The 21099-nt window shown below is 63.8% G+C and carries 20 protein-coding genes; 14 read left to right on the top strand and 6 right to left on the bottom strand.

All coding sequences use genetic code 11. From position 1 onward, the window contains the following. Window positions 1-26: 26 nt before the first annotated feature. The gene (locus CR492_RS01390) at window positions 27-545 is read right to left on the bottom strand and encodes a hypothetical protein (protein ID WP_245411922.1); all 519 of its coding nucleotides are present in this window, start codon (window positions 543-545) and stop codon (window positions 27-29) included. Between the two features lie 383 nt (window positions 546-928). Here CR492_RS01390 and recA point away from each other — a divergent pair, with 383 nt between their 5' ends. From recA to CR492_RS01355, 7 genes are all read left to right on the top strand, one after another. Continuing rightward, entirely contained in the window at window positions 929-1996 is a 1068-nt protein-coding gene (recA, locus tag CR492_RS01385; RefSeq protein ID WP_102841908.1) for a recombinase RecA, read from the top strand. Between the two features lie 212 nt (window positions 1997-2208). After that, a complete protein-coding gene (gene alaS, locus CR492_RS01380) occupies window positions 2209-4896 on the top strand; it encodes an alanine--tRNA ligase (protein ID WP_102841907.1) in 2688 nt (895 codons plus the stop codon). An 85-nt stretch (window positions 4897-4981) separates the two neighbouring features. Next, entirely contained in the window at window positions 4982-5374 is a 393-nt protein-coding gene (locus CR492_RS01375) for a phasin family protein (RefSeq protein WP_102841906.1), read from the top strand. Window positions 5375-5524: 150 nt separating this feature from the next. Next, window positions 5525-6052 (top strand): SixA phosphatase family protein, encoded by a 528-nt coding sequence (locus CR492_RS01370; protein WP_102841905.1) that lies wholly within the window; start codon window positions 5525-5527, stop codon window positions 6050-6052. Window positions 6053-6120: 68 nt separating this feature from the next. Beyond that, a complete protein-coding gene (locus tag CR492_RS01365; protein ID WP_146030132.1) occupies window positions 6121-7155 on the top strand; it encodes a hypothetical protein in 1035 nt (344 codons plus the stop codon). A 129-nt stretch (window positions 7156-7284) separates the two neighbouring features. Beyond that, the gene (locus tag CR492_RS01360; protein WP_102841903.1) at window positions 7285-8787 is read left to right on the top strand and encodes a YcjX family protein; all 1503 of its coding nucleotides are present in this window, start codon (window positions 7285-7287) and stop codon (window positions 8785-8787) included. 187 nt (window positions 8788-8974) lie between these two features. Then, window positions 8975-10042, top strand: a complete 1068-nt coding sequence (locus CR492_RS01355) for a YcjF family protein (protein ID WP_102841902.1) — start codon at window positions 8975-8977, stop codon at window positions 10040-10042. A 36-nt stretch (window positions 10043-10078) separates the two neighbouring features. On the opposite strand, the gene CR492_RS01350 is transcribed toward CR492_RS01355, so the two are convergent. Further along, on the bottom strand, window positions 10079-10534 hold the full coding sequence (locus CR492_RS01350) for a hypothetical protein (protein ID WP_102842329.1): 456 nt from the start codon (window positions 10532-10534) through the stop codon (window positions 10079-10081). A gap of 155 nt (window positions 10535-10689) precedes the next feature. Between CR492_RS01350 and CR492_RS01345 the strand changes: the two genes are divergently transcribed. Beyond that, window positions 10690-11682: a helix-turn-helix domain-containing protein gene (locus tag CR492_RS01345; RefSeq protein WP_102841901.1), complete on the top strand. Its 993-nt coding sequence runs from the start codon at window positions 10690-10692 to the stop codon at window positions 11680-11682. 95 nt (window positions 11683-11777) lie between these two features. Then, window positions 11778-11981, top strand: a complete 204-nt coding sequence (locus CR492_RS01340; protein WP_102841900.1) for a hypothetical protein — start codon at window positions 11778-11780, stop codon at window positions 11979-11981. Window positions 11982-12020: 39 nt separating this feature from the next. Here the strand turns inward: CR492_RS01340 and CR492_RS01335 are convergent, their stop codons facing one another. Next, complete coding sequence (locus CR492_RS01335) at window positions 12021-13055, bottom strand: aspartate-semialdehyde dehydrogenase (RefSeq protein ID WP_102842328.1); 1035 nt, start codon at window positions 13053-13055, stop codon at window positions 12021-12023. Window positions 13056-13176: 121 nt separating this feature from the next. On the opposite strand from CR492_RS01335, the gene CR492_RS20660 reads away from it, so the two are divergent. The 3 genes from CR492_RS20660 to CR492_RS01325 all read left to right on the top strand — a co-directional run bounded on the left by CR492_RS20660 (window position 13177) and on the right by CR492_RS01325 (window position 14638). Then, window positions 13177-13353 carry a hypothetical protein gene (locus tag CR492_RS20660; protein WP_180982386.1) on the top strand — a complete coding sequence of 59 codons (177 nt, stop codon included), beginning with the start codon at window positions 13177-13179 and terminating at the stop codon, window positions 13351-13353. Window positions 13354-13466: 113 nt separating this feature from the next. Next, window positions 13467-14231, top strand: a complete 765-nt coding sequence (locus CR492_RS01330; protein ID WP_146030131.1) for a hypothetical protein — start codon at window positions 13467-13469, stop codon at window positions 14229-14231. Between the two features lie 50 nt (window positions 14232-14281). Further along, window positions 14282-14638 (top strand): hypothetical protein, encoded by a 357-nt coding sequence (locus CR492_RS01325; protein ID WP_102841898.1) that lies wholly within the window; start codon window positions 14282-14284, stop codon window positions 14636-14638. Window positions 14639-14797: 159 nt separating this feature from the next. Here the strand turns inward: CR492_RS01325 and CR492_RS01320 are convergent, their stop codons facing one another. The 3 genes from CR492_RS01320 to acnA all read right to left on the bottom strand — a co-directional run bounded on the left by CR492_RS01320 (window position 14798) and on the right by acnA (window position 19634). Next, window positions 14798-15289 (bottom strand): cytochrome P460 family protein, encoded by a 492-nt coding sequence (locus tag CR492_RS01320; protein WP_102841897.1) that lies wholly within the window; start codon window positions 15287-15289, stop codon window positions 14798-14800. A gap of 238 nt (window positions 15290-15527) precedes the next feature. Next, window positions 15528-16640 (bottom strand): 3-isopropylmalate dehydrogenase, encoded by a 1113-nt coding sequence (gene leuB / locus CR492_RS01315; RefSeq protein WP_102841896.1) that lies wholly within the window; start codon window positions 16638-16640, stop codon window positions 15528-15530. A 267-nt stretch (window positions 16641-16907) separates the two neighbouring features. Further along, window positions 16908-19634 carry an aconitate hydratase AcnA gene (gene acnA, locus CR492_RS01310; RefSeq protein ID WP_102842327.1) on the bottom strand — a complete coding sequence of 909 codons (2727 nt, stop codon included), beginning with the start codon at window positions 19632-19634 and terminating at the stop codon, window positions 16908-16910. 138 nt (window positions 19635-19772) lie between these two features. Here acnA and ccmA point away from each other — a divergent pair, with 138 nt between their 5' ends. Both ccmA and ccmB read left to right on the top strand, forming a co-directional pair. Continuing rightward, the gene (ccmA, locus tag CR492_RS01305) at window positions 19773-20378 is read left to right on the top strand and encodes a heme ABC exporter ATP-binding protein CcmA (protein WP_102842326.1); all 606 of its coding nucleotides are present in this window, start codon (window positions 19773-19775) and stop codon (window positions 20376-20378) included. Continuing rightward, window positions 20375-21094, top strand: a complete 720-nt coding sequence (gene ccmB / locus CR492_RS01300; RefSeq protein WP_102841895.1) for a heme exporter protein CcmB — start codon at window positions 20375-20377, stop codon at window positions 21092-21094. The genes ccmA and ccmB overlap by 4 nt, the downstream gene beginning before the upstream one ends. Window positions 21095-21099 lie beyond the last annotated feature (5 nt).

Below are 21099 nucleotides of genomic sequence, written 5' to 3'. Positions count from 1 at the left end.
TGCGTTGCGAAAGAATGCTTGTCCGTTTAATCCACGCCCGCGGCGAGGGCGGCGATGACGCTGCCGCCGACCGTCTCCATCGCGCCAAGCTCGGCGATCTTGTCGAGACACAGCTGCGCCAGCGCCTTTTCGTTGCGGCGCAAATGGATGAAGGCCAGCGCTTTCAAGGTATAGAGCGCGAAATGGCCTGGACCGTTGACGTTGCTTGAAATATCGCCGCGCCGCCACGCCCGCCAATCCGGATCGATCCCGGCCTGGCGCGCCGCCTCGGCAAGGCCCGCCTGCGCGATCGCCAGCGATTCGTCGAGATTGCCCTGATAAGTGTGGATCTTATAAAGGCAGAGATAGGTCGGCAGAGCGTCAGGGCGCAGCTCAAGCGCGGCGCGGAAGGCGAGATCGGCCGCCGCCTTGTCGCGACGGTAGAGCGCGACGCCGCGTTGCAGCATCGTATTGACCTCGGGAAGGATCTCGCCGAAATCGACAAGATCGTCCATCCGGACGAGATTGTCCGCTTCCTGCCGCATCGAGTGTCGCGTCTCCGACATGCCTTGCGCCGCCGCCGGGGAAGACGGGCGCGCTCCCTTCGCCGCAGCAAGAGCCGTGCCCGCAATTACCCCGGCGCGGGCCAATTGCTTCGGTCCGGGGCGCTGATTAACCATGCGCGATTATTTTCGGCGTCGGCTGAGCGCCTCCGATTCGCGCGAATTTCCTCGTTTTTCCCGTCCTGCGCGCCCTGCCTCGCCCGCGCCGGTTGCAGGTCCCTCTGCGGCGGCGCACGCGGCGCGTTTTGACCGACGTTTGCGCGTCGAGAATAGAACATAAAAAGAACTTGCGGGTGAGAACAAACCGGATACATTTAGCAGCAACGCGGATCGCCAAGCCGATTGCATTGCACATTTCGCCAAGCCTGTGTCAGAAGGATTATCCAATGAGCCAAGCCAAACTTCGCCTTGTTGAAGGAACATCCGTGGACAAGACCAAGGCCCTCGACGCCGCCCTGTCGCAGATCGAACGCGCCTTCGGCAAAGGCTCGATCATGCGGCTCGGCAAGAATCAGAAAGTCGTCGAGATCGAGACCGTGCCGACCGGCTCGCTCGGACTTGACGTCGCGCTCGGCGTCGGCGGCCTGCCGCGCGGACGCGTCGTTGAGATCTATGGTCCGGAATCCTCCGGCAAGACGACATTGACCTTGCATGTCATCGCCGAAGCCCAGAAAAAGGGCGGCGTCTGCGCCTTCATCGACGCCGAACATGCGCTCGACACGATTTACGCGCGCAAACTTGGCGTCAATCTCGAAGATCTCCTCGTCTCGCAGCCCGACACCGGCGAACAGGCTCTCGAGATCACCGACACGCTGGTGCGCTCAGGCGCCGTCGACGTTCTGGTGATCGATTCCGTCGCCGCTCTGACCCCCCGCGCCGAGATCGAGGGCGAGATGGGCGACAGCCAGCCGGGCCTGCAGGCGCGCCTGATGAGCCAGGCGCTGCGCAAGCTCACCGCCTCGATCTCGCGCTCGAACACCATGGTGATCTTCATCAATCAGATCCGCATGAAGATCGGCGTGATGTACGGCAGTCCGGAGACGACCACGGGCGGCAACGCGCTGAAATTCTACGCCTCGGTGCGACTCGACATCCGCCGCATCGGCTCGATCAAGGACCATGAGGAAGTGATCGGCAACCAGACGCGGGTCAAGGTCGTCAAGAACAAGGTCGCGCCGCCCTTCAAGCAGGTCGAATTTGACATTATGTACGGCGAAGGCATCTCGAAAATCGGCGAATTGATCGATCTTGGCGTCAAGGCGGGCGTCGTCGAGAAATCGGGCGCGTGGTTCTCCTACGACAGCCAGCGGCTGGGTCAGGGCCGCGAGAATTCCAAGGCCTTTTTGAAGGCGCATCCCGAGATCGCCGACAAGATTGAACTGGCGATCCGCGAGAATGCGGGGATGATCGCCGACAAGATCCTCGACGTCGGCGAGGATGAAGGCGAAGACTAAGGGCGCCTGCCCCGCCGGACTGCGCTAGGCCCGCAATCGGGCCCCGGCGCAGAATGACGGCGGGCCGCGGCGCTGACGCTGGCCGCTCGGCGCGCGGGCAAGGCGCGCGCTCGCGCCCTTGCGCGCTTGCGTTTTGACTTCGCCCCACGCATTTTGCTTTGACCCATGAAAAGGCGCAGCGCAAAGCAGCGGCCTTGCAAACGGAATAGCAAATGAACGGCGTTAACGAGATACGGGCGGGTTTCCTCGATTACTTCAAGAAGAACGGCCATGAGATCGTGGCGTCTTCGCCGCTCGTGCCGCGCAATGACCCCACCCTGATGTTCACCAACGCCGGGATGGTCCAGTTCAAGAACGTTTTCACAGGACTTGAGAAGCGCCCCTATACCCGCGCGGCGACCGCGCAGAAATGCGTCCGCGCCGGCGGCAAGCACAATGATCTCGACAATGTCGGATATACTGCCAGGCACCACACGTTTTTCGAGATGCTCGGCAATTTCTCCTTCGGCGATTATTTCAAGCCGCTCGCGATCGAGCTGGCCTGGAAGCTGATCACGCAGGAGTTCGGTCTGGCGACGGATCGCCTGCTTGTCACCGTCTATCACACCGACGACGAAGCCTTTGCTTTATGGAAGAAGATCGCCGGCCTTACCGATTCGAAGATCATCCGCATCGCGACTTCCGATAATTTCTGGGCGATGGGCGATACCGGTCCCTGCGGCCCCTGCTCGGAAATCTTCTACGACCAGGGCGAGAAGCTGAAGGGCGGGCCGCCCGGCAGTCCCGACGAGGATGGCGACCGCTTCCTCGAATTCTGGAACCTCGTCTTCATGCAGTTTGAGCAGCTGGGACCAGGCGAAAGGATCGATCTGCCGCGTCCATCGATCGACACCGGCATGGGACTCGAGCGCATTGCCGCTTTGCTGCAGGGCGTCACATCCAACTATGACATCGACCTCATGCGCGCCCTGATCATCGCGGTCGCCGCCGCGACCGGCGTCGATCCTGATGGGCCGCAAAAGGCGAGCCATCGCGTCATCGCCGATCATCTGCGCGCCTGCGCCTTCCTCATCGCCGATGGAGTAACGCCCGCCAACGAGGGCCGCGGCTATGTGCTGCGCCGCATCATGCGCCGCGCCATGCGCCACGCGCAGCTGCTTGGCGCGCGCGAGCCTTTGATGTGGCGGCTCGTCCCCGTGCTCTCGCGCGAGATGGGGCAGGCCTATCCCGAGCTGATCCGCGCCGAGCCGCTGATCGTCGAGACATTGCGGCTCGAAGAGGCCCGCTTTATCGACACGCTGGCGCGCGGCCTGTCGATCCTCGACGAGGCTGTACGCGACCTGCCGGAAGGCGCCCCCCTGCCCGGCCAGGTGGCGTTCAAGCTCTATGACACCTATGGCTTTCCGCTCGATCTGACGCAGGATGCGCTGCGGGCGCGCTCGCTCGCCGTCGACGTCGACGGCTTCAATAGCGCGATGGAGCGGCAGCGCGCCGACGCGCGAAGGGCCTGGGCCGGCTCCGGCGAGGCTGCGACCGACAAGCTCTGGTTTGCGATCAAGGACGAGGCCGGCGCAACCGATTTCCTTGGCTATGAAGCCGAACGGGCGGAAGGAATCGTCGCCGCGCTCGTCAAGGACGGCAGGCCGGTTGAAATTCTCCGCGCGGGCGAGAGCGGAGCCGTGATCCTCAATCAGACGCCATTCTATGGCGAATCGGGCGGACAGGTCGGCGACACTGGCGTGATGGCCGCTGCCGGGGTCCGTTTCCGCGTCACTGATACGAAAAAGAGGCTTGGCGATCTGTTCGCGCATGAAGGAATCGTCGAGGAAGGCGAGATCGCGCCCGGCCTCGCGCTCGAACTGTCGGTCGATCACGCGCGCCGCTCGGCGATCCGGGCCAATCACTCGGCGACCCACCTCCTGCATGAATCGCTGCGGCTCGTGCTCGGCGATCACGTCGCGCAAAAGGGCTCGCTCGTCGCCGACGATCGTCTGCGCTTCGACTTCACCCATCTGAAGCCGATTTCGCCGGAAGAACTCGTCCGTGTCGAAGACATCGCCAATCGTGCGGTCACCGACAATGCGCCCGTCGTCACCCGGCTGCTGGCCGTCGACGAGGCGATCGCCTCCGGCGCGCGCGCTTTGTTCGGCGAGAAATATGGCGACGAGGTCCGCGTTGTGACGATGGGCTATGCGCAGGACCGCGAGGATGGCGGCGAAAGCGGCGCCAACAGGGCTTTCTCCGTTGAACTTTGCGGCGGCACCCACGTCGCGCGCACGGGCGACATCGGCCTCATCACCATTACGTCGGAATCGGCCGTCGCCGCCGGCGTGCGGCGCATCGAGGCGAAGACAGCGGCCGCGGCGCGGCGCCATCTCAACGCGCGCGCCGACAAGCTTGAGCACATCGCCGCCCTGCTCAAATCCTCCGAGGACGACGCCGAAAAACGATTGACCGCGCTCCTCGAGGAGCGGCGCAAGCTCGATCGCGAGCTGGCCGAGGCGCGCAAAAAACTGGCGATGGGCGGCGGTGAAAAGGCCGCGGCCGAGGCGCAGGAGATCGGCGGCGTCAAATTTTTCGGCCGTTCGGTTTCGGGCGTCGATCTAAAGGATCTTAAATCGCTCGCCGATGAAGCCAAACAGACCGTTGGTTCGGGCGTCGTCGCCATCGCCGGCGTCGACAGCGACGGCAAGGCGGGCGTCGTCGTCGGCGTGACTGCGGACCTCGTCGAGCGCTTCGATTCCGTCGCCCTGGTCCGCCTTGCCGCTGCGGAGCTCGGCGGCAAGGGCGGCGGCGGCCGGCGCGATATGGCGCAGGCGGGCGGACCGAATGGCGCAGGCGTCGACGCGGCCTTAACTGCGATCGCCAACGGGCTGCGTGGCGCTCAAAACGCCGCTTGACGCTCCTTTCGGACTTTTTTTTTGCGGCAGGTCAAAACCCGACCGCGAGGCTGGCAGTTAACTCCGAACTCATGGAGGAGTCGACATGTCAGACACCGACCAAAAGACGGCCGATCAAGCGGCGCAGGTCAGCAATGCGGCGGCGTCTATCGCCACCAGGAATTTGCAGGCTTTCGCCGCTGAATGCGCGGAGATATCGCGTCAGTCGATCGAGCACACGACTGAGACGGTCGAAAAGCTGCGCCACGCCAAGGGCCCGGCTGAAGTTCTCTCGATCCAGTCTCAATTTCTGCGCGAGGCCTTTGAAAATTTTACGCAGCACTCGCGCCGGTTTATCGAACTCATGGCCGCATTTCCGCTGGAAATGACCAGGACCTATAGCGAAGCCTTGACCCAGTCCATGAACGTCGCCACCGAGAAGACGCGCGAGGTCGGCGAAAAAGTCGCCTCCAACGTTGAGCGGCTGACGAAACCGTAAAGACCCGGCTGAGCTTCGCGCGCGAAAAATGTCAACACGGTCGCCAATATCCTGGCCGCCGATGAGGGAGGCTGCGTCGTCGCGGACCGAGACGCCTGTTTTTTTCCGTGTCATAACTTCGCGTCTCGTCGCTGCAAAGTTGCCTTGTCCATGCTTCGGCTTCTTCTTCTTCGCCACGCCGAAGCTGCGCCCGCCGCGGGAGGGGGCGATATCAACCGGCGCCTGACGGCGGGGGGCCGCGCCGCAGCCTCGCGCATCGGCGCCTATTTGCGTAAAGCGCAACTTGTGCCCGGGCTTGCGCTGGTTTCTCCGGCCCGGCGCACGCTCGAAACATTCGAGGAGCTTCAGTTCGGCGCCTCATGCGAAATCCCCCGCATCGTCGCGCCCTCGCTTTATAACGCGAGCATGGGGACAATTTTCGCGCTCTTGCAGGAAACGCCGGCCAATATCGAGCGCCTTCTCTTTATCGGCCATAATCCGGGTTTGGCTGAGGCGGCGGTTTTGTTGTCGCGAGAAGGCGAGCGGGCAGCGCTTGCCCGGCTTCGCGCCCAGTTTCCGGCGCCCTCCCTCGCAATCATCGATTTCGACGCTAACGACTGGAGGCAGGCGAGCCAGGATGCGGGCCGGCTCGATATCTTTCTCACTTTGACGTCGAACGAGTTGCAGGGCGGCGCATAAGCTGCAAAATCCGCTTGCCCGCAGCAAGCGCGCGGCCGCCTGCCCCGGGAACGCCCATGCTTCTCGAAATGCTGAGTTTAATCGCGCTCGCACTTTCCCCCAACGCCTCTCCCGACGGCGCGCTAAGCCACAGCTCGGAATTCATCGGAGCGATAGCGGAGGGACCGCTACAGGCCCCCTTCCCCGCCGCGACGTTTCAGCCGGCTCCGCGCGCCGTATCGAACTGGCGCTTCGAGGCGGCGCGGAATCTTGACGCGCCCGCCGCCCAGCTGGCCAAGCTCGTCGCCACGGACGCGCCGTCCCCGCGATGTGTAAAACTCAATAATTACTGGTGCATCAAGAAGGCGGGATGGGCCGGCGAGATCGCCGCCGACGCCGACGGTCATGTCGCTTTCGCCTCCGCGGCCGAAGGCGCCGTCGTCGCGGCGATGCTGCTGCGGCGCTACTATCTTGTCTATAATTTGCGCTCGGCGCAGGCGATCCTGTCGCGCTGGGCGCCGGCGCAATGCGGCGGTGGAGCGCTGTCGCGCGGCCGTGGCGGCGGGTTGCAGCTTGGCGCGCTGGCGCCGCGCGGGATCGGCAATACGCTGCGCGCGCGCTGGCTCGCCGCGCATCGGCCAGGATCGGCGCTGAAGAAAACCGCCAAAGGCGCCGGGCCCAGCGCGCCGACGCCAAAAATCCGGAGGTCAATCATCGCCGACCGAAAGATGCGGATGATCGAAGCCCCCGAAATCGCTGTCGGCATGGGCGAGCGAAGCGGCGCGCTGCAGCAGCCCTTCAAACTGGCCTCGCTCGAAATGCCGAGCCTCTCGCCGCTCCTTGCCGCGCCGACCTGCGTCGACGAGACCGCGCGCATCCGCCAATATGCGCTGCGGGCGATCGAGGGCGTCGTCTCCAGCCCCGACGACGATCTGCTGCTTTTCACGGCCGCGGGCGATCCCGGCGCCAATCTGCCGCTGGTGATGCAGAATATGGCCAAGGTCGAAATCGGCCCGCTGGCGGCGCGGTTCGATTTGATTTCAGCTGCGGTCGAAACCGAAGCGCGGCGGGAGGCGCGCACCCGCGGCGTCCCCTCGGCCGGCGCGCCAGCCGAGGAGCGGTAGGCCGCGACAGAGCAAGGAATCAGGCGCTGCTTGCAGGGGGCTTGATTCATACCTATCCCTTTGCCTATCCCTCCGCTTCCTCTCCCGCGAGGGCGCGCAGACGCCCGCCTAACGCCGTCTGGATCCCAATTGGCTCTTTTTTCCGACCTCCTTTTTGAAGCGCGCGCCGTCGCCCAAAGCCTCGTCGATCTGTCGGCGGGAACGCATATCAGGCTCGGCGTCACAGGGCTTTCGCGTGCGGGCAAGACCGTCTTCATCACCGCGCTCATTGAGCATCTGACAAAGGCGACGAGCCCCGGCCTGCGCGGGCGGAAAAATACGCTGCCTGTTTTTCGCGTGCACGCCGAGGGGCGCCTGATCAGCGGCGCGCTGGAGCCGCAGCCGGACGATAATGTGCCGCGCTTCGCCTATGAGGAGCATGAAGAAGCGCTGAATGGCGAAGGCGGCAAGGCGGAGCGCCGCATATGGCCGCAATCGACCCGCCGCATCTCCGAGGTGCGGCTGCGTCTGCAATATCAGCAGAAGGGCGGCATGAATCCCGGCCGGCGCGCGCTGACGCTCGATATTGTTGATTATCCCGGCGAATGGCTGCTCGATCTGCCGCTTCTCGAAAAATCCTTCGCGCAATGGTCGCAGGAGTCCTTCGCCGCCGCCTCCGGCGCGGCCCGGGCGCCGCTCGCCGCCCAATGGCGCGGCTTTTGCGCGCAAAAGGACCCGAGCGCCAAATTTTCCGAAGACGACGCCCGCCGCGCGGCCGAGTTGTTCACGGCCTATCTGCGCGCCTGCCGCGGCGAGGAATTCAGCTTTTCGAGCCTGCCGCCCGGCCGCTTCCTGATGCCCGGCGATCTCGCCGGCTCGCCCGCGCTGACCTTTTCGCCGCTCGCCGTCGATCCCAACCGCGCCTATCCGGCCGATTCGCTGGCCGCCATGATGGAGCGGCGCTATGAGGCCTATAAGTCGCACGTCGTAAAGCCGTTCTTCCGCGATCATTTCTCGCGGCTCGACCGGCAGATCGTACTCGTCGACGCGCTCGCCGCGCTGAACGCCGGGCCCGCGGCGATGCGCGATCTCGAAATTGCGCTCGGCGACGTGCTGACCGCCTTCCGCGCCGGCCGCAGCAATATTTTCTCGACCGTATTCCGGCCGAAGATCGATCGCATCCTGTTTGCGGCGACCAAGGCCGACCATCTGCATCATACCAGCCACGATCGGCTGGAAGCGATCCTGCGCCATCTGACCGCCAAGGCGATCGCGCGCGTGAAGGGCGTCGGCGCCGAGGTCGACGTCATCGCGCTTGCCGCAGTGCGCGCGACGCGCGAGGCGAAGGTCAACGGCCATGGCGGCCCGGCGCTCGAAGCCGTGATCGGCACGCCGCTCGACGGCGAGCGGATCGGCGACGAAATGTTCGACGGCAAGACCGAGGCGGCGATTTTTCCCGGCGAACTGCCGCTGGACCCCAAAGCCGTCTTTCGCGACGCTGGAAGGGATGCGGCGCCGGGCGAGGTCGATTACCGCTTCGTGCGCTTCCGGCCGCCGATTCCGATCCGCGCCGCCGACGGCTCAGCGCTGCCGCCGCCCCATATCCGCCTCGACCGCGCCTTTCAGTTTTTGTTCGGCGACAAGATGACGTGACGCAAATGCATGATGCCGAAAAGTTGCAGACTTTTCGGATCGACATCATGCTTCAAATTCTTCGGGTCGATCAGGTTCACGATTTTGGATCGATTCGATCCAAATCGTGATCTAAAGCGATCCCCGCGATACTGATCCCTGTCCCGAAAAGCGCGCCAAAAACAGCAAGCCGTAAAGAGCCGCCCCAATGCCCGAAGACCAGAAGCGACCGCGCGCGTTTCGCCTGCAAGATCTCAACCTCGAGGAAACCGAGCTGCGGGAGAATCCGCGCGGACCGATTTTGATCGAGCCGACCAAGGACCCATACGAGGCGGAAGCCGAAGCGCTGATGGGCGCCGCGCCCGCCGACACTGAGGAAGCCGCGGTCGAAATCGCCCAGAAGAAGGGCCTCGGCCAGCATTGGCTCATGTCCTGGGCGGGCGTCTTCTGGTCCGCCGCCAGCGGGCTTGTCGCGCTCAGCTTCGGCGTCTGGATCAACAACCTCGTCGACGATCTGTTTTCGCGCGCCCCCGCCCTTGGCGTCGTCGGGCTCATCCTTGCCGGGCTGGCCGGACTGGCGCTGCTTGTCCTCGCCGCGCGCGAGGCGGCCGGCGTCCTGCGCCAGCGCCGCATCGCCGAACTCCACGCCGGCCTCGCCGCGGCGCGCGAATCCGATGATTTCAAGGAGGGGCGCCGTCTCGTCCAGGAGCTCAGCGCGCTCTACGCGGCGCGCGCCGAAACCGCGCTCGCCCGTGACCAGCTGCGCGACCTCGCGCAGGACATCGTCGACGGGCGCGACCTCATCGACATCGCCGAGCGCACGCTGATCCATCCGCTCGACCTCAAGGTGCGCCAGGAGATCGCCGACGCGGCCAAGCGCGTCTCGATGGTGACTGCGATCGCGCCGCGGGCGATCATCGACGTCGTCTTCGTCATCGCCCAGGCGATCCGGCTGATCCGGCGCATCTCGACCATCTATGGCGGCCGGCCGGGTCTGCTCGGATTCCTGAAGGTGCTGCGTTCGATCGGCGCCCATATCGCCATCACCGGCGGCATGGCGGCCGGCGACAGCATCGTGCAGCAGGTGCTGGGACATGGCATCGCCGCCAAATTGTCGGCGCGGCTCGGCGAGGGCGTCCTCAACGGATTGCTTACGGCAAGAGTCGGCCTCTCGGCCATGGCCGTGTGCCGCCCGATGCCCTATGCGGTCTCGCGCGCGCCGGGCATACGGGACGTCGCGCCATTTTTGTTCAGCAAGGGCGAGTCGAAGGGGTGACTTGCCGTTCCAAGCGCAAAGCCCCCCACCGTCTGCTCATTTTATGTATCTGGCGTCGAACGTCGAGCGGAACACGATGACCGCCGCCTTGCCAAAGCCGTAGCTCGTGACGACAAGGCTCGTCAGAAGATAGACAAGAAAGATTTTGGGAAACACGCCGTCCGGCGGCGTCGGACTGTCGAGCGCGGGAAACATGGCCTGCAACAGAAACAGGCTCGAATTGGTGAAAGCGCCAACGACCATCGCCCAGCGCACATGCCCGGGCAACGGCGTCTTCGCTGCGTAAAAGCCAAGGATCAGCGCCGTCATCAGCAGGAAGTCGATGTGGGCTTGAAGCACTCTCGTCGTCTTGCCGGGAAATATATCCTTGATGAGGGGCAGGCCGAAATTAAGCGCAACGAGACACCAGGCCAATATTAGCGCCGCCAGCAGCCAGAGGCAGCCTCCTCGCAGCAAGACGACATTGCCGGCGTGTCTTGGATCTTCATTCATCGCTTCTGTCCTCGCTTTGGCGGGCATTTGGCGTAGCGAGGCCAAGAGAGAATCGACAGGGACGAGGCGGCGCAAAAAATTGACTGAGGCGGCTGTTTCCTGAGAAAAGAGCAAGATCCCCGCCTCGAGGGCGGGCCGGGAGGCGAGATCGCGCGATGGATGCTCTCCAACCGACGAATGAAGCGGCGAGCCGGGAGCAGAGCCGCCCGCTGCGGCTTTCCACGAATGACGTCGCGCCGGGTGAGCGATCCGGCTGGCTGCGCGATGTGATTTGCCGCGAATACGCCAATGTCGAAGTAACCTCGCCGACCCGCCAAATTCTGTCACAGGACCTGACGATCTATCCTTGGGATTGTTCGCGGCTGTCCGTTATCCGGTCCTCGGGCGTCGGCCTGAAGCGCCTGCCCCGCGAGCCGCTGCTCGCGGGGCAGGACGCCTATTTTGTCGTGGTGCTGCTATCAGGTGATTACGCGCTGGAGCAGGATGGCAAAGAGGTTGTCCTGCAGCCCGGCGATATGACGCTCTACGACGCCACTCGGCCACACAAGATCGATTGCCCGCGAGATTTTTCGAAGCTCATCTTGGCGATCCCCCGGCCGCTGCTGCGAGAGCGGATGGCGGGGGTCGAACATAGCGCCGCCCTGCGAATTTCAGGCTCCGCGGGGATCGGCGCCGTCGCCTCGCGCTTTTTGCGGTCCTGCGGCAAGAACGCCGATGAATTTGCGCCAAACGAAATTTTGGCGCTCGCCGACCAGGCCGTCGATCTTGTCAGCCTGGCGGCGGCCTCGGTTCGGCCTTCGGGCTTTTCGTTGTCGCGGAGCCGGGCGCTTTCGATGCGCCGCGTCAAGGCCTTGGTCGAAGGGCGCCTGGCCGATCCCGAGCTCGACACGGCCAAAATCGCCCGTCTCGCCAGGCTCTCGCCACGCTATCTCAGCGGCCTTTTCGGCGATGAAGGGACTTCGCTCATGCGCTATGTCTGGTCCCGCAGGCTGGAAAATTGCGCGAAGGATTTTTCCGATCCCCGCCGGGCGGCCGACGCCCTGTCCGAGATCGCCTTTCGCTGGGGGTTTAGCGACGCGTCCCACTTCAGCCGCGCATTCAAACAGCGCTTCGGTTGCGCGCCAAGGGAGTTCAGGCAAGGCCGATAATTTTCCGCGCGACACGCTGGGATCGATTGGCGCGGTCGCCGGAACCTGCCGCACGACGGAGCATTTCCACGCGAGTGCGAGCGAAGGGGAACACAATGGCGAAACTGACCAGCAAACAGCGTGACAAACTGCCAGAGGCCAAATTCGCAGGACCCGGCCGAACCTATCCGATTCCGGATAAGGCGCATGCCGGGGACGCCAAGGCCCGCGCCGCCCAGGCCGTCAAAGCCGGCCGTATGGGAAAAGCGCAGGAGGCCAGGATCGACGCCAAAGCCGACCGCGTGCTCAAGAAGGGGTGAGCCCTCATCCCGATACGTCTTTCGGGATGAGGGCGAGACTCAAGCCGCCTTCTGCTTCGGCGCGATCAGCTTGCGGTTGATGAGCGTCTCGGCGATCTGCACGGCGTTGAGCGCTGCGCCCTTGCGCAGATTATCGGCGACGCACCAGAGGATCAGGCCGTTCTCGACCGTCGGATCCTCGCGGATGCGCGAGATATAGGTCGCGTCCTCGCCGGCCGCCTCATGCGGCGTGATGTAGCCGCCGGTCTCGCGCTTGTCGATCACGAGGCAGCCGGGCGCCTCGCGCAGAATATCGCGCGCCTCGTCCGCGCTGATCGGATTCTCGAACTCGATGTTGACCGCCTCGGAATGGCCGATGAACACCGGCACCCGGACGCAGGTGGCCGAGAGCTTGATCTTGGGATCGAGGATTTTCTTCACCTCGACCATCATCTTCCATTCCTCCTTGGTCGAACCGTCCTCCATGAAGACGTCGATCTGCGGAATGACGTTGAAGGCCATCCGCTTCGGGAATTTATGCGACTGGACCGGATCGGACACGAAAATGGCTCGGGTTTGCGCGAAAAGCTCGTCCATCGCCTCCTTGCCCGCGCCCGAGACCGACTGATAGGTCGACACCACGACGCGCAGGATCTTGGCCTTGTCGTGCAGCGGCTTCAGCGCGACGACGAGCTGTGCCGTCGAGCAATTCGGATTGGCGATGATGTTGCGCTTGGAAAACCCGATGATCGCGTCGGCGTTGACCTCGGGAACGATCAGCGGCACGTCGGATTCATAGCGCCAGGCCGACGAATTATCGATCACGACGCAATTTTGCGCGGCGATCCGCGGCGAATATTCTTTCGAGACCGCGCCGCCGGCCGACATCAGGCAAATATCGACGCCGCTGAAATCGTAATTTTCGAGCGACTTGCATTTCAGGGTCTTGTCGCCGAATGAGACTTCCGTGCCGATCGAGCGAGAGGAAGCGACCGCGATCACCTCATCGACCGGGAACCGCCGCTCAGCCAGAATATCGAGCATCTCGCGGCCGACATTTCCTGTCGCGCCGACGACTGCAACCCTGAAACCCATGATCGTCTCCACGCGGCGGCAGATCGCCGTCGCCCTGATTTGCGCCGCGCCTTGGCAAAAGCAAAGGCGATCGAATGTAAAATGCTTGATCAGAACATAGGCGATGCGGGGGAGCCCCGCAATGCAGCAGCGCAGCCGGCGCAAGTTCGGTCAAGCTCAAGAAGCGGTTAATGCCGGCGGCAATCGTAAAGGCCGCGTTGAGCCTATTCCCAAACAGCGCGCCAACGTAACGTTTGACGTAAGCCCCGGCCACTATAGTCGCGCCAATGCCGCCGCGGGGCGCGGCAAAGGGCAATGAGGCGATGCAGCATGGCGCATTTGGCTGTCGATGACGACCGGCCCGCGACGGAGGTCCCGACGCGAAGTCGGCGACGCGGCGGAGGGCGAACGATAGGGAGCGGACTGACGCGCTTGATCGCCGTGGCGGCGCTCGGAGCCATCGCCTTTGGCTGTCTGATCGCGTTTTACGGTCAAGAGCAGGAGGGCGCCGGCCCGGCCGGCCCGCGGATCGCCGCCCGGCCCGAATGGACCGCCAATGGCGCGGCGCCGCCGATGTTCAGGGTCGAGGCGCCGGACGGGGCGGCTGAACCGCCTTCGCATGAGGTTCGCTTGCGGCGCGGCGGCGGCCGCCAGGACATTTTCGTCTTTGGCGATGTCAATGGCGATGGTCCCCTGGCGCGGCTTGCGCTCAATCCGCGCGGCGAGGCCAACGCCTCCGCTTCGCCATTCTTCGTCGTTCTTGCGCGCATGGCCGCGGACGTGGGGCGAAGCGTCGCCTTCGCGGCGCAGCCAGCCGCTCTTCTGACGCGGCTTGGCGTATTCGAGGCGGCCGAAGCCTCGCTACGCCGCAGCGGCGGCGGCGCGTCGAAATGCGTCGGCTTCCGCTATGTTCCGGGGGCCGGCGCGCCGGACGACGCCGGCGCGCCGCTTGCCGTCGCGGGTTTCATCTGCGCCGGCTCGGATCCGGGCGGCGCCGCGCCGTCCCTGCAAGAGAGTGCGGCCTGCCTCATCGACGGCATCGAGCTTTTGCCGGGAGTCGACGATCCCGCCCTGGCCGCCGCCTTCGCCGAGCGGGACCTGCGGCAAACCACCGCCTGCGTCGACCACGCCATGGACACGGGCGCGCGGATTTTACGAAAATCGCTGGATCGTGGGTTTTCTTTATCCGCGCGATGAACGAAAACGCAGCGGCTGCGTTATAAGCGTAGCAATAGAGGATTTTATCCATGGCCCTTGGCGCGTCTTTCAGATTTGCTTCGCTCTTTCTCGCCGCCGCTACGCTGGCTGCATTCTCGGGTTCGGCGTCTGCGGAGACGAAGACCCGCCATCGGCAGGCAACGCCCGCGGCCTATGCCGAGGAGAGGCCGCCGCTGACCGTCAACAAGCGCAGCTTCCTTGATCCCGGCCCGGTCGTGCCGGTCGGCAGCATGTCGAACTATGTGACGGCGAATACGATCTTCAACCGCACGCCGGATCAGGTCGCGCAGCGCTCGAAATACGGCAATGAAATCCTGCCGGCGCCGCTCGAAGTCCCCGGCCGTCAGACGCCGCTCTTCGAATTCGAATCGCCCCGCATTGACTAAAGCGAGCTGAATCGAGGGACGTTCAGGGTCCCTCGGACAGTCGCGGTTGAGGCGGAAGGCAGAAACAAATCAGCCAATAAAAGCGGCGCTTCTCCACGGAGCAGCCGCTTTTTGTTTGTGTCCTGCGGATCTATTCCACGTGACACACCTGGAACGCGATTACCGCTTCCCGTACGCTGTGAATACGTAATCCCTCGCCTTCACGATCGTATGGCATGCATAGCCGCAATCCGCGCCGCTCCCAACAGGCGTGAACGAGCCGGACGCCGGGTCAGAGTCGAACTGGGCGTATCCCCATCCGCCGCTGTCCGGAAATCTCTTGCTGTCGCGCACCATGAAATCAATGTCATGCAACGCGCCCGGCACAATCGTCGGAGAGGGCGACTCCGCGCTCTTTTTCGCGTTCCAATGGATCTTGGCCAGCTTGGAGCCGTCGGGAAAAAGCTGGCCGTTGTCGGGCGCGCCGGCCCGGTAGGCCTCGATCATCACGGGATTGGCGAGGATCACCTCGATCAGATCGCCGGTCTGACTAACGGCGACTGTTGGCCAGTCTTCGAATCCCCTGAATTCAGCGAATGCGAGCCCGTTCGGGACCTTGAGGGTGCACTTGTCCTGCGCGGAGACGGCGGGGCCGCCGAGGCTGGCGACCATTACCGCGATGGCCGCACCAATTGCGGCGGACGCAGTCAGAAAATTGCCCTTGGTCGGGAGCGGCGACGGTTGGCGGATGATCGATCTCCTCGGCTGGCGTGAGCTAAGCTGAAGAACTCTTCAAAGCCGGTCACGCACGCATCGGCGGCTCCAGCTTCCCACGACTCCGCGGTTAACCGACCGCCGCGAGGGACGTGGCGGCAGCGCAGGATAGGATCAAGTCCAAAATCATCCCGTTCTAATGCACGGCGACCTTCAACTCCTCGAGGATCGCGTCGCCCATCTGCGCCGTCGAAATCGTATTTTGCGCGCCGCCGGCGATGTCGCCGGTGCGCAGACCCTTCTCCAGAACGGCGGCGATCGAGCGGTCGATACGGTCGGCGAGATCCTCCAGATTGAAGGAATAGCGCAGCGCCATCACCAGCGACGAGATCATCGCGATCGGATTAGCGATTCCCTTCCCCGCAATATCTGGCGCTGAGCCATGCACCGGCTCATAAAGCGCCTTGCGCGCCCCGGTCGTCGCATTGCGTTCGCCAAGCGAGGCCGACGGCAGCATACCGAGCGAGCCCGTCAGCATCGCCGCGACATCCGACAGCATGTCGCCGAACAGATTGTCGGTGACGATCACGTCAAACTGCTTCGGCCGGCGGACAAGCTGCATGCCGAGGGCGTCCGCGAGCTGATGCTCAAGCTCCACGTCGGGGAATTCGCGTGTGTGCAGCGCCGAGATGACCTCGTGCCACAACACGCCGGATTTCATGACATTGCGCTTTTCCGAGGACGTCACCTTATTGCGCCGCTTGCGGGCAAGCTCGAAGGCGATACGGCCGATACGCTCGATCTCGTAAGTGTCGTAGACCTGCGTGTCGATTGCGCGCTTCTGCCCGTTGCCAAGATCGATGATCTGCTTTGGCTCGCCGAAATAGACGCCGCCGGTGAGTTCGCGCACGATCAGAATGTCGAGGCCGTCGACCACTTCCCGCTTCAGCGAGGAGGCGTCGGCGAGGGCGGGATAGCAGATCGCGGGGCGTAGATTGGCGAACAGCTGCATGTCCTTGCGCAAGCGCAGCAGCCCCGCCTCCGGCCGGTTCTCGTAAGGAACAGAATCCCATTTCGGCCCGCCGACCGCCGCCAGCAATACGGCGTCGGCTTCCTGCGCCCGCGCCATATCGTCTTCGCTGATCGCGACGCCGTACACGTCATAGGCGCTGCCGCCGACGAGGCCTTTCTCGATCTCGAATTTGACGAGACCCTCATAGGTCAAAAAGGCGGCGATCTTCTCGACCTCGGCCATCACCTCGGGGCCGATGCCGTCTCCGGGAAGGACGAGGAGCTTATATGTGGTCATTGGTCGAAAGGTCCCGATTCGTTTTGTTTTTGCGTGCGGCGGGAATAAAAGCCCGGGTCGCGGCGCGAGCAATGCTGCTTAACGCTTTGCCAGGCAAAAGGTCAGCAAAATTTCGCGATTCTGCGCCGGATGGCTCATCCAGACGACGCACGCCAAATTCGCAATTCCTCGCACGGCCCCAATCTTGAAAACGGTCTTGAAGAGCGGCGCGTCCCAAGGCGCGTCGCTCCAACTTTTCAACTCTCGCGCCAGCGCAAGGCTGGCGCTTCAGGCCACGGCGAGCTGGCGCAACACGAAGGGCAGGATGCCGCCGTTCTTGAAATAATCGAGCTCGTCAAGGGTGGCGATGCGGCACAGCAAGGGCGTCTTCTTCTTTTTGCCGTCCGGATAGGTGATCTCCATCTCCATCATCTGGCGCGGCTGCAGCGAATCGCCAAGGCCATGAATGGTGACGGATTCGTCGCCCTTGATCTTGAGGCTCTTCCACGACGTGCCGGGCTCGAAGGTCAATGGCAACACGCCCATGCCGACGAGGTTCGAGCGATGGATGCGCTCGAAAGATTCGGCGATCACCGCGCGCACGCCGAGCAGACGGGTGCCCTTGGCCGCCCAGTCACGCGAGGACCCGTTGCCATATTCGGCGCCGGCGAAGATGACCAGCGGAACGCCCTCCGCCTGATATTTCATCGAGGCGTCGAAGATCGACATTTCCTCGCCGTCCGGCCAATGCTTGGTGTAGCCGCCTTCCGGCACCGCGCCATCTTTCTCGCGGATGAAGTTCTTGATGCGGATATTGGCGAAGGTGCCGCGCATCATGATTTCATGATTGCCGCGCCGCGTGCCGTATTGGTTGAAGTTTTCGGCCGAAACCTGACGTTCGAGCAGATAGTTTCCGGCAGGCGAGGCGGCCTTGATCGAACCCGCCGGCGAAATATGGTCGGTCGTGATCTTGTCGCCGAAGATGGCGAGAATCCGCGCGCCGTCGATCTCCTTGACCGGCTCCGGCTCCACCGTCAGCCCGTCGAAATAAGGCGGGTTCTGCACATAGGTCGACCCCATGTCCCATTTATAGGTTTCGCCCGCCGGCGCCTTCACCTTGCGCCAATTGACGTCGCCGTTGAACACATCGGCATAGCGCTCCTTGAAGACCTTGCGCGTCACATATTGCTCGGTGACCTCGGCGATCTCTTCATCGGAAGGCCAGATGTCCGACAGATAGACGGGATTGCCCTTCTTGTCGTGGCCGAGCGGATCGATCTTCAGATCCTTCGCGACGGTTCCGGCCAGCGCATGGGCGACGACGAGCGGCGGCGAGGCGAGATAGTTCGCCTGCACGTCAGGGCTGATGCGGCCCTCGAAATTGCGGTTGCCGGACAGCACCGCCGCCGCGACGATGCCGTTTTCGTTGATGGTTTTCGAAATCTCGGCGGCGATCGGTCCCGAATTGCCGATGCAGGTCGTGCAGCCAAAGCCGACGAGATTGAAGCCGAGCTTGTCGAGACTTTTCTGCAGGCCGGAGGCGGCGAGATATTCGGCGACGACCTGGCTCCCGGGCGCAAGCGAGGCCTTGACCCACGGCTTGACGCTAATGCCCTTTTCGATCGCATTGCGGGCGAGAAGGCCCGCGCCGATCAGCACGCTCGGATTGGAGGTATTGGTGCAGGAGGTGATGGCGGCAATGACGACGTCGCCATGCCCGAGCGTGAACTCCTTGCCCTCGACCTTGAAGCGCTTGTCGGATTCGCCCGGCTTGCGGTACTCGGTCTCGAGCGCCGTCTTGAACCCCGCGCCGACGCTTTCGAGCGCAATGCGGCCTTCCGGCCGCTTCGGCCCGGCCATTGAGGGCTTCACCGTGGTCAGATCGAGTTCGAGCGTATCGGTGAAGACGGGATCGGCCGCATTGCGCGTCCGGTAGAGACCCTGCGCCCGCGCATAGGCCTCAACCAGCGCCACCCGGGCGGGCGTCCTGGCCGAGGTGGTCAGATAGGCGAGGGTTTCCGAATCGACCGGGAAGAAGCCGCAGGTCGCGCCATATTCAGGACCCATATTGGCGATCGTCGCGCGGTCGGCGAGCGAAAGATGGTTGAGGCCGGGGCCGTAAAATTCGACGAATTTGCCGACGACGCCCTTCTGACGCAGCATCTGCGTCACGGTCAGCACGAGATCGGTCGCCGTCACGCCTTCGTCGAGTTCGCCTGACACCTTGAAGCCGATCACTTCCGGCAGCAGCATGGAAAGCGGCTGGCCGAGCATGCAGGCCTCCGCCTCGATGCCGCCGACGCCCCAGCCGAGCACCGAGAGGCCGTTGACCATGGTGGTGTGCGAATCCGTACCGACAAGTGAATCAGGATAGGCGATCTCGACCGTCGCCGCCTTGCCGCGGGCGGGCTTGTATTTTTCCTTCCGCGTCCAGACCGTCTGGGCGAGATATTCCAGATTGACCTGATGGCAGATGCCGGTTCCGGGCGGCACGACGCGGAAATTATCGAACGAGCTCTGGCCCCATTTCAGAAAACGGTAGCGCTCGCCGTTGCGGGAATATTCAAGATCGACATTGGTCTTGAGCGCCTTGCTGCTGCCGGCGACGTCGACGATGACGGAATGGTCGATGACAAGATCGACCGGCACCAGCGGGTTGATCTTCTGCGGATCGCCGCCGAGCTTGGTCATCGCGTCGCGCATGGCGGCGAGGTCGACGACGGCCGGAACGCCGGTGAAATCCTGCATGAGCACGCGCGTCGGCCGGAAGGCGATCTCGCGCTCGGTCTTGCCCTTGTTGTCGAGCCAGGCCGCGACCGCTTCGATGTCTTCCCTGGTGACGGAGCGGCCGTCCTCGAAGCGCAAAAGATTCTCGAGCAGGATCTTCATCGAGAAGGGCAGCTTCGAAATTCCGGCCAGCCCGTTCTTCTCGGCGGCCTTCAACGAATAATAGTGATAGGTCTTGCGGCCGACGGTGAGTTTCTTGCGACATTTGAAACTGTCGAGCGAGGCCATGAGCATTTTTCTCCGCACGTCGGACGAGAACAGGAAAAGGGAAAAGCCGGAGGGCTTATAGGGAATATGTACGCTGAGAGCTATGCGGATGCTAGACAGTTCGCCTAAGCAATTTGTGCGATATGAGGACGCTTTATGATGCGGATTTCGGCATCGCGCCTGACCATTGAACGCGGCGGCCGCACCATTCTTCGCAATCTCGATTTTACCGTCGACGCTGGAGAAATGCTCATCGTCACGGGCCGCAACGGCGCCGGCAAATCGACGCTGCTGCGCGCGCTCGCCGGCCTCGTGCCGCTAGCTTCGGGCGCGCTGGCGTTGAGCCCCTCATCCGAAGAGAGCATCGCCGAACAGGCGCATTATATCGGCCACGCCGACGCGCTCAAGAATTCGCTCACCGCCGCCGAAAATCTTGAATTTTTCGCCGCCCTGCTTGACCTCGGACGCGGCGGCCTCGAGCCCTATGCGGCGCTCGATTCCCTTGGCCTCCGCCATGTCGCCGATCTTCCGGCGGCCTATCTCTCCGCCGGGCAGAAGCGCCGCGCCGCCCTCGCCAGGCTGCTTGTCGCGCGCCGCCCGATCTGGCTTCTCGACGAGCCGACGACGGCGCTCGACACGGCTTCGCAAGCGCTGATCCTGTCGGTCATCGCTGCGCATCTTTTGACCGGCGGCCTTGTCGTCGCCTCGACTCATGCCCGTCTCGATCTGCCGGCGCGCGAATTGTCGCTGGGAGCAGCCGCTTGAGCGTCGGCGCGACCGCCCCCGCAGCGGAAGGCGAAGCCGCGCCGCGCTCGCCGCTTCGCGCGCTTTTTATACGCGAATTGCGGATCGGCCGGCGCATCGGCGGCGGCGGCAGTCTCGGCGTCGTCTTCTTCCTGATGCTCGTCGTGCTGACGCCCTTCGCGGTCGGCCCCGATCTCGCCTTGCTCGGCCGCATCGCGCCCTCCATGCTGTGGATCGCCGCCCTGCTCGCGACCCTGCTCGGCCTCGATCGGCTGTTCCAGTCCGATCACGACGACGGCTCGCTCGATCTTCTCTTGATGAGCAAGGCGCCGCTCGAACTGATCGTGCTCGTCAAATGCCTCGCCCATTGGCTCGTCACCGGGCTTCCGCTCGTCGCCGCGGCGCCTTTTTTCGGCTTGATGCTGGCGATGCCGGCGGGTCAGCTGTGGAGCGTCGCGCTCTCGCTCATGATCGGCACCCCGGCTCTGACGCTGATCGGCGCGATCGGCGCGGCGCTGACGGTCAGCCTGCGCCGCGGCGGCCTTTTGCTGCCGGTGCTGATTTTGCCTTTCTGCGCGCCGGCGCTCATTTTTGGCGTCGCCGCCGCGGCGGCTGGAGCAGCAGTCTCGCCCGCGCCGGCCGCGCCGCCCTTTTTGATTCTTGCCGCAATCAGCCTCCTCGCGCTGGTCGGGGCGCCGATCGCCGCGGCGGCGGCATTGCGCCAGATGAGCGAATAGCAAGG

Source organism: Methylocella silvestris (assembly GCF_002891535.1).
In the GTDB taxonomy this organism is placed as follows: domain Bacteria; phylum Pseudomonadota; class Alphaproteobacteria; order Rhizobiales; family Beijerinckiaceae; genus Methylocapsa; species Methylocapsa silvestris_A.
Note: the sequence above shows the minus strand (reverse complement) of the source record. Positions and strands in the feature narration are given on the sequence as shown.